Annotated in this window: 8 protein-coding genes and 2 pseudogenes; 1 reads left to right on the top strand and 9 read right to left on the bottom strand. The window is 30.8% G+C overall.

Translation table 11 applies throughout. The annotated features are described in order from the left end of the window. From RMN92_RS07045 to RMN92_RS07015, 7 genes and pseudogenes are all read right to left on the bottom strand, one after another. Window positions 1-533 (bottom strand): annotated as a pseudogene (locus tag RMN92_RS07045) (glycosyltransferase family 4 protein); the annotation flags it as partial. A gap of 23 nt (window positions 534-556) precedes the next feature. After that, window positions 557-886, bottom strand: coding sequence for a ribonuclease Z (locus RMN92_RS07040; RefSeq protein ID WP_309608756.1), 330 nt, complete (start codon window positions 884-886; stop codon window positions 557-559). A 1-nt stretch (window position 887) separates the two neighbouring features. After that, complete coding sequence (locus RMN92_RS07035; RefSeq protein ID WP_309608755.1) at window positions 888-1,814, bottom strand: aspartate carbamoyltransferase catalytic subunit; 927 nt, start codon at window positions 1,812-1,814, stop codon at window positions 888-890. Window position 1,815: 1 nt separating this feature from the next. Further along, entirely contained in the window at window positions 1,816-2,355 is a 540-nt protein-coding gene (pyrR, locus tag RMN92_RS07030; protein ID WP_309608754.1) for a bifunctional pyr operon transcriptional regulator/uracil phosphoribosyltransferase PyrR, read from the bottom strand. Window positions 2,356-2,507: 152 nt separating this feature from the next. Continuing rightward, window positions 2,508-4,853 (bottom strand): T9SS type A sorting domain-containing protein, encoded by a 2,346-nt coding sequence (locus RMN92_RS07025; RefSeq protein ID WP_309608753.1) that lies wholly within the window; start codon window positions 4,851-4,853, stop codon window positions 2,508-2,510. Between the two features lie 467 nt (window positions 4,854-5,320). Then, entirely contained in the window at window positions 5,321-7,117 is a 1,797-nt protein-coding gene (rpsA, locus tag RMN92_RS07020; RefSeq protein ID WP_309608752.1) for a 30S ribosomal protein S1, read from the bottom strand. Window positions 7,118-7,279: 162 nt separating this feature from the next. Beyond that, window positions 7,280-8,005: a hypothetical protein gene (locus tag RMN92_RS07015; protein WP_309608751.1), complete on the bottom strand. Its 726-nt coding sequence runs from the start codon at window positions 8,003-8,005 to the stop codon at window positions 7,280-7,282. A 4-nt stretch (window positions 8,006-8,009) separates the two neighbouring features. Between RMN92_RS07015 and RMN92_RS07010 the strand changes: the two genes are divergently transcribed. Beyond that, window positions 8,010-8,147 (top strand): hypothetical protein, encoded by a 138-nt coding sequence (locus RMN92_RS07010; RefSeq protein WP_309608750.1) that lies wholly within the window; start codon window positions 8,010-8,012, stop codon window positions 8,145-8,147. Window positions 8,148-8,161: 14 nt separating this feature from the next. Here RMN92_RS07010 and RMN92_RS07005 read toward each other — a convergent pair whose 3' ends face one another. Continuing rightward, entirely contained in the window at window positions 8,162-9,418 is a 1,257-nt protein-coding gene (locus tag RMN92_RS07005) for a nucleoside permease (protein ID WP_309608749.1), read from the bottom strand. A gap of 153 nt (window positions 9,419-9,571) precedes the next feature. Continuing rightward, window positions 9,572-9,699, bottom strand: a pseudogene (locus tag RMN92_RS07000) (IS1595 family transposase); the annotation flags it as partial.

Raw genomic sequence — 9,699 nt, 5'->3', positions numbered from 1 at the left:
AATCTGTGACCGCCTAAAACTTTTAGTTTTTCTTTTTTGGTATTTTTAACAACATCAATCGCACCTTGAACATTTTTTAATCGCCAAGCGGCTTTCCCAAGAAAATGAAAATATTTCCTTTCGTTCAACAGATTTGGTTTTCCGTAATCGTCCCAATCCAAACCATTGTGAACATAGGAATTTGAGCCAAATCGTTCCGCATGATTCTTTGAAACAAAAACGGCATTGACATCAAATTCATAAAAATCGTTTCTATTACCATGATTGGTTATTAAATACGGTTTATTTATAATTTCATTTGGAATAAAATTGAAATGTACAAAATCGATATTTTCTGGAATTTGTTCCGATATAGATTTGGAAGGATCCAAGAAAATGACCTCTGCAAAATCACAAGAAGAACCTGAATTCACCAAATAAGTTATTTGGTGTCCCATTTTTTTTAATTCTTTCCCCAAATACCAGATAACTCTTTCGGTACCACCATATTTATGAGCAGGAATTATACTTGGGTTTGCTATGAGAATGTTCATTTTTGTATAAAAGTTTTTTCAATTTAAAATCCCAAATCACGTTCAATTTCTTCCATTTCAATAATATCGTGGGCTTCTTGAACCGATGGCACGATGGTTAAAGATGAAGCTTTATTAAAATCAAAATCTTCAATAACAAAGACAAAAGATTTTTTTGCTTTTTTGTATAATTTTGAAAGTGGCAAAAAAGTATTGACTTCTTTCATCGATAAATTTTTATGATTGGAAATATCAACAATTAAATTCTGAGATTCAAAAGTTTTGTATTGGTTAGTTAAATTGGTCACTAAAATGGTAAGATCACCAATGGTATCTTTTATAATTGTAATATTTCCTTTTTGAGTAACTTTCATTTTATTGAATTTTTGAAGCTAATAAATAAATAACTGCCATTCGAATAGCCACGCCATTTTCAACTTGATTTAGAATAACCGATTGTTTAGAATCTGCCACATCGGATGTAATTTCTACACCACGATTGATAGGTCCAGGATGCATAATGACGATTTCTTTTTTTAGGGAATCGAGCAAATTTTTATCAACTCCATATTGCATCGCGTATTCACGAGTAGATGGAAAATAACTGATATCAAGACGTTCATTTTGAACTCTTAGCATGTTGGCTACATCACACCATTCCAGTGCTTTGTGTAAGTTGGTTTCTACTTGTACATCAAGTGATTCTATATATTTTGGAATCAATGTTTTTGGACCGCAAACTTTAACTTCTGCGCCCAATTTTTGTAAAGCATATATATTGGAAAGTGCTACTCTTGAATGTAAAATATCGCCAACAATTACAATTTTTTTACCAGCCACTTCTCCAAATTTTTCACGAATCGTATAGGCATCCAATAAACCTTGTGTAGGATGTTCGTGTGCGCCATCTCCAGCATTTACGATACTTGCTTTCACATTTTTTGATAAAAAAACGGCTGCGCCTGGCGATGCGTGTCGCATGACGACCATATCAACTTTCATCGATAAAATATTATTTACAGTATCAATTAAAGTTTCGCCTTTGGTTACAGAGGAGCTGGAAGCGGCAAAATTAATCACATCGGCCGAAAGGCGTTTTTGAGCCAATTCAAACGATAATTTTGTTCTTGTACTATTTTCAAAAAATATATTGGCAATAGTAATATCTCGTAGTGAAGGCACTTTTTTAATAGGTCTGTTGATGACTTCTTTAAAATGATCGGCAGTTTCAAAAATGAGATTGATGTCGTTCTCATTGATGTATTTTATGCCTAATAAATGATTTACACTTAATTCCTTCATCTTAAATTGTTATTAATTCTACTGAATCTTCTCCTGATGTTTCCTGCCATTTCACCACCACTTTTTCATTATTTATCGCATCCACTTGCCGGCCTCTATAATCTGGCTGAATGGGCAAATGGCGACTAAAACGTCTGTCAATCAAAACTAAAAGTTCCACTTCGCTCGGTCGCCCAAACGATTGAATGGCAGAAAGTGCCGCATTGATACTTCTTCCGGTATACAAAACATCATCAATAAAAATTACTTTTTTATCTTCCACTAGAAAATCAATTTTTGTTTTATTGGCTTCCAATGATTTTTCGCCACGACGAAAATCGTCTCTAAAAAAAGTAATATCCAGAAATCCTAAAGCAATGTTTTTAATTTGATATTCGGTTTCTAAAATTTGCTTTAACCGGCTAGCTAATTGGATCCCGCGAGGCTGAATTCCTATCAAAATAGTATCTTTAAAATCGAGATGATTTTCTATTAATTGACAAGCCAAACGGTGAAGTATGATGGTAACTTCCTTTTGATTGAGCAAAATTTTTTGACTCATAGTAATTGTGCTGTTTGGAATGTAAAATTAATTATTTTTTTGGATTACCGAAATGTTTTTTCTACATCTTCAAACAAAACAAAAAACCACAAATTCAAGAATTTATAATACAATTCTTGAATTTGTGGCAAATAAGGAATTTCATTCCAATTTTAATTCTTTACAAACTTGGTATTTGAACTTCCTTTATCAGAATTTATTTTTATAAAATAATTACCTGTTGTTAAGCTGGAAACATCAATCGTTTTTGTGTTTTTCGCATTTGGAATTACTAGAACCAATTGTCCTAAAGTGTTATAAATATTGATAGAATTTATTGTAATATTTTCTTTAGTTGTAATGCTTAAAACATCATTTACTGGATTTGGATAAATAGTAAAGTAATTTGAGAACACAAAATCCTGAATATTTAAAGCAGCAATAGTCGTTGTAGCAGTATTTGTAACAATTGGAAAATTATAATCAAAATAAATACTAGCCGTATTACTAAATGTATTACCATTTACTAATGTTGGTTTTGTTTTAATTTTGAAAGCTATATAACCATCGTTATTAGCATCATTAAAAGGAAGATTGATGTTTTCAAAGATAAATTCTACTTTGTTTCCATCAGAAATATTAGTAACAAACGAATGACTTCCTTTAACTGGAATTAATGAACTAACATCAAATTTTGCTGTATCAATCATATCTTTTACCACAATATTTTCTGCCGGGAAAGTTCCGGTGTTTTCAAAACGAATCATATAATGTACATAATCGCCTACTTTTTCAGGTGCAATTGTTGCCCCTTGCAAGCAAGTTTTATCATTTGGATCAAATGAGTTTACAACAGTCTGATTAAAAACAAACGTATTATCATTTGGTAAATCATCAATAGCAGAAGAGGTAATTGTTGTTGTATAATTTAAAATATCTCCGCCATTTAGTGGTGGAATTTCTGTTGGAGAATTTAAATTCAAAGTTATGGTAATTTCTCTGGTTTCAAATGGTAACAAATTCGCAAAATTCCAAGATAAATTATTAATCGACTGACTTGCTGTTGCAGGAATTGCGGAAACAAAATCTAAAATCGCATCATTAAAAGCCAAATTTACTGTTCCGGATTGGGTGGTATTACCTTTATTTTTGTAAATAATTTTATATTTAGCATCAAAACCTGGTCTTGCGGCATTTATTGGTAATAATGAAATTTCCAAATCTGGATGGATGCCATTTGCAGTTACACAAAAATCAGCTATCAGACTTGAGTTTGGAGTTGCAAAAGTATATGAAATAGAATTTGGTGTATTTGTGAAATAATTATTTTGAAAAATTGGACTTATTATAATATTATTTTGACTAGTATCTATTCTGTATTCTCCTTGTTCATTTGTGTAAACGTAATTGATGTTGGAATTGATATTTGCTTTAACTCTAGTGTCAATCAATAAAATGTCATTAGAATCACAACCATTATTATTTATATCAAATCTTAAAACTCCTTTTATTGAATTGTAATCTCCCCCAGGTACGAAAGCACAATACGAATTTATATTTGGGATATATGTAAGGGCAGGGACATGATTTTGATATGCACTATTTATGAAATCTATCTCGAAATCATCAATACACAAATACTTTACATTTGAATAAGCAGTTTGAAAATTACTATAATAAGAATCCCAAACGAAACTAGTACCATTTTTAATATTTAATTGAGATATTGATGAATTATCAATTATTAACCTCTGAAGTCCCTTAGATTTACTTAAATCCAAAACATTTATTCTTGTTCTTTCGCAATGTACTCGTATTAATTTTTCCAATCCATATACATTAAGACTTAAAAGATTGGCAATTCCACTATATTCATATGTGTTTAAAACTGATAAATATTGAAGATTAATTAGATTTGTAAAATCTAAACTGTCTACATCTAATTGAGAACAATTCCCAAAAGACAAATTATTTAAATTAAATAGTCCAGTATGAATAAAGCTTTGAATATTTAGACAATTTGAAAAATCAATTTGCTTAAGATTAATTAGGTTTGTAAAATCTAAAACTGTAATTTGATTATAACTACAATCTATAGTTTGTAAGCTATTCAAACCTTGAACATTTAAATTAACTATTTTACTATATGGGCAGTATAATTGTTTTAAACTAATTACTTGAGACAAATTTAACTGGGGCAAATTATTACCAGCACAATTCAAATATTGAAGATTAGTAAATTTATTTATTCCGAATAAGTCTATTATATCATTAGTAGTGTTATATATATCCGTATTTACTGACAAGCTTTTTACTAAAATTGCCTCATTTATATCTATTTCATTATCATTATTTACATCAATTTTAAAATAGGCACCAGATAAATTTTGAGCGATATAATTACTTGTACTTGCAGCCAACAACTTAGCCTTAAAATTTGCATCAGGAAAATTAATAATTTGTCCATAACCATTTATAAAACCACACAATACAACAGCTAAAAAGTAAATTTTTTTCATATAAGTAAATTTGAGATTGTAAATGTATGTAAATTAAGCTTTGTTTTTTTGTAAAATAAAAAATCTACTATTTCGGTAAACTAAATATTGAATTTATGGTATAATTAGTTCGAATTTGATTCTCTTCTCCACTATAAATCAGAAGTAAATGGGCATCATTTTTTAAGTTTTTAAAATAATTTAAACGTTTAAAATAACTTTGATTGATCGTTTTGTTGTATTTCCTGTTATTAAATTTATTTTGGGATACTTATTATATTTTGCCAAATTAGGAATACAATTCCTAATTTGGCAAAATATATTACAAAAAAGCCGATTTTGTCATTTCGAGTAACGAGTAATCTCACTTGTTTTAATTATGAGATTTCTAGTTACTCGAAATGACAATATTATACGAAAAAAGTCCCGAGTGATCGGGACTTTTATATTTAGGATTACACTTCGACAAGCTCAGTGTGACCAAAGAATTATTTTTTCTCTGATTTTTCCATTTTAGCTTTCAATGCCGCCAAAACATCATTGTTATCTCCTAACGTTGCAGCAGATGATGCATTGTTATTTGATGAAGAAGATGAATTTGAATTCGAAGTATTTTCTGAAGCAGTTTTCACATTTTTCTCTTCTTCCTCACGGAAAATAGCAGTATGTGAAGCTACAACTCTTTTAAATTCTTTGTTGAATTCAATCACTTTAAAGTCAGCAACATCACCTTTTTTCAATTTCTTACCATCTTCTTTTTCAAGGTGACGTGTAGGAATAAAAGCAACAACATCGTCTCCAAAGTCTACCGTAGCACCTTTTTCAACTATTTCTCCTATAGTTCCGTTGTGAATAGTTCCAACAGCGAAGGCATCTTCATGCTTGTCCCAAGGATTTGAAGTAGTTTGTTTGTGTCCTAAAGACAATTTGCGGGCATCAACATCTAGTTCAAGAACTACAACATCTAATTTTTCGCCTACAGCGATAAACTCTGATGGATGTTTGATTTTTTTAGTCCAAGATAAATCTGAAATGTAAACCAATCCATCAATACCTTCTTCCAATTCTACAAAAATTCCAAAGTTTGTAAAGTTTCTTACAGTTCCCGTATGTTTAGAACCTATTGGGAATTTAGCTGTAATATCTGTCCATGGATCTTGCGTCATTTGCTTGATACCCAAAGACATTTTGCGTTCGCTTCTGTCAAGAGTCAAAATAACTGCTTCAACTTCTGCACCCACTTTTACGAAATCCTGAGCAGAACGCAAGTGCGTAGACCAAGACATTTCAGAAACGTGAATTAAACCTTCAACACCTTCAGCCACTTCAATAAAAGCACCGTAATCAGCAATAACGACTACTTTACCTTTTACTTTATCACCTACTTTTACGTCAGCATTTAATGCATCCCATGGGTGAGCGTTCAATTGTTTTAAACCCAATTGAATTCTTGTTTTCTCATCATCAAAATCAAGAATTACTACGTTTAATTTTTGATCCAATTCCAATACTTCACTTGGATGGTTGATTCTTGACCAAGAAAGGTCAGTAATGTGGATTAATCCATCAACACCACCAAGATCTATAAACACACCATAAGAAGTAATGTTTTTAACAACACCTTCCAATACTTGTCCTTTTTGCAATTGACCTATGATTTCTTTTTTCTGTACTTCAATATCCGCTTCAATAAGCGCTTTGTGCGAAACAACAACGTTTTTGAATTCATGGTTGATTTTCACCACTTTGAATTCCATCATTTTGTTTACATACTGATCGTAATCGCGAATAGGCTTAACATCTATTTGAGATCCTGGTAAGAAAGCTTCTATACCAAAAACGTCAACGATCATTCCACCTTTTGTTCTACATTTTACAAAACCGTTTACAATTTCTCCAGTTTCATTTGCAGAAATTACTCTGTCCCAAGCTTTAATAGTTCTCGCTTTTCTGTGAGATAAAACCAGTTGTCCAGTTTTGTCTTCACGAATATCGATTAATACTTCAACTTTGTCACCTACTTTAAGTGATGGATTGTAACGGAATTCATTCAAAGAAATAACACCTTCAGATTTAGCATTGATATCAACGATAACATCTCTGTCAGTAATTCTAACAACTACACCTTCAACAACTTCCTCTTGGTCTGTTGCGATAAATGTTTTTGCTACTAGTTCTTCAAATTCTCTTAAGTTTTTCTCATCAACTGGATCTATTCCTTCGGAATAATTGTGCCAATTGAAATCTGCTAAAAACTGCTCTTGTGATTTTAATGTTTCAGACATGTCTGATAAAAATTTGTATTTTGTTTCTCGTGGGTTTCTTTAAGCGATAGAAAAACAAAAGTGTTTTACATAAATATTTAATTTCCAAACGAAACCCTACTCTGCATTTTGGACTGCAAAAGTAGTTCTTTTTTTGGTAATTGCAAATAGATGAGTAACTTATTATTTTTCTAATAATAATTTTGATAACTGACCATCGATAGCAATATATTCTACTAATTCATCATTATCAAAATCTATTTTGCCCTTGCTGTCCGTTTTTGAGGTTTTATTTTCTATTGAAAGATAATTTTTGCCCGATTTAGATTTATAGAGAGTAAATATACTATGATCATCAGTTTTACTATCAATATCTTTACTCAGAAATTCGAAACCAGCATGATTGTTTTTTGCTATATCAATTAATAGTTGTTCTTTATTTTCAATGTATGTAAAAGCGGGTAGTACAAATTCTTCATACCATGAATTTGTAGATTCTGAAAACGGCTTTTTTGCTTCTAAATATGCTAGGAAAGTTGAAATTCCAATTACCATTACAAATTCTATTGCCCAGATAATCCAAAGAAATGCTCCACTCACAGTTGCACTACGAATGCCCCAAGTTCCATATTCATTGACTTTGCAGATATATTCAAAAACCAAATTGGGTTGAAATATTAATGAAAAAACCTGTAAAAATTCAATATTACTAATTGTAATTCCTATACGATTTGAGCCATAACTTTCGCCGGCGTTGATAACCAAATCAATCCAAACTGACCAATGAAAATATAATGCAAATAGTCCACCTATTAAACCAATTATTAAAGCTAAAACTGGGTTTCTAACCTTCCCTTTTTTGATTACAAATTGAGTAATTGCCAATCCAACCAGAAGACCGAAACCCAACGTAATGAAAAAGTTAATGTATATGAAAGGAATATACCAAATGCAATATGCATATATTAATCCTAAAATAGGAAATGCTATAACACTAACTAATAGAAAGTATAATAAAAATGTTAGCGAAAATTTGCCTGATGGTTTGTAATATTCTGTCATAATTTATGAATGGGTTAAATTTTCAATTTCTTTGGGATCATGTTTGTGTTTAAATAAAATGGCAAAGGCAATAGCAATCACTAATGCATAACCAGCAAACGCCAACCAGATATTGTGCCAGTCTCTTAAGCCATTGATTGTATAATATTTATCAATCACAATGCCACTTATTAATCCACCAAAAAAAGCACCAAAACCGTTGGACATCATCATAAATAACCCTTGAGCGCTTGAACGAATTTTTGAATCTGTTGAAGTTTCTATAAATAATGAGCCGGAAATATTAAAAAAGTCGAATGCCATTCCGTAAACTATACAAGACATTACGATCATCCATAATCCACCAACTGGATCGCCATAAGCAAATAATCCAAAACGCAAAACCCACGCCAGCATGGAAATAAGCATTACTTGTTTAATTCCAAATCTTTTTAAGAAAAAAGGAATAGCCAAAATAAACAGTGTTTCAGAAACTTGAGAAATAGACATTATAATGGTAGAATATTTTACTACAAATGAATCGGCATATTTAGGCACATTTGCAAATTCTGATAAATAAGTATCACCATACATATTTGTTAATTGCAGTGCTCCACCTAAAAACATTGAAAATATAAAAAAAAGTGCCATTTTACATGTCCCAAATAATTTAAAAGCATCTAACCCCAATTTTTTAACTAGCGAAGCATTTTCATCAATTAATTTTTGTGGAGGACATTTTGGCAAAGTGAATGAGTAAATTCCCAGAGCAACTGCTGCAAAAGCAGAAATATAAAACATATTTGCCGAAGCTTTATTACCAGATAGATTTGTCAGCCACATTGCAGCTATGAAACCTACTGTTCCCCAAACTCTAATTGGTGGAAATACTTTTATAACATCGTAATTGTTATTTTTTAGAATATTGTATGCTACTGAATTCGATAACGATATCGTAGGCATATAACACATCATGGCAGCAAAAATAACCCAATAAAAACTCGTTGGATTGTCGACTTGTGGCAAATAGGCGATGGCTAATCCACCCAATATATGAAGAATTCCGTATAATTTCTCTGCATTTAGAAATCTATCGGCAATAATCCCTGTTAATGCGGGCATTATGATAGATGACAAACCCAATGTTGAAAATATTGCTCCAAATTGAGCTCCACTCCATTGTTTTGTTGCAAACCAATAGTTTCCAACAGTAATTAACCAAGCACCCCAAATAAAAAATTGGAGAAAACTCATCAGTGTTAATCTATTCTTTACATTCATTTTTTTAATCTTAAATTATAATTTTGTTAACGAATCGTAAAACTAACAATAAATTTAACTTTACAAATATTTTTTAAAAATTTTATAGATATTTTTTTGAACATTTATCAATATCACTTTAATATAAGACATTAATATTTTTTGTATCTCGGTTTATTTACCACAAGTTACTAATGCAATAGTAATTCTATCAAATAAATACTCTCCGAAGTATCTTCTATTAAGTTTGTAGCAGAACTCATCAAGATAATTTTGAAGATATATACCTTTCATTTTGTGAT

This window comes from Flavobacterium sp. (genome assembly GCF_031363805.1).
In the GTDB taxonomy this organism is placed as follows: domain Bacteria; phylum Bacteroidota; class Bacteroidia; order Flavobacteriales; family Flavobacteriaceae; genus Flavobacterium.
Note: the sequence above shows the minus strand (reverse complement) of the source record. Positions and strands in the feature narration are given on the sequence as shown.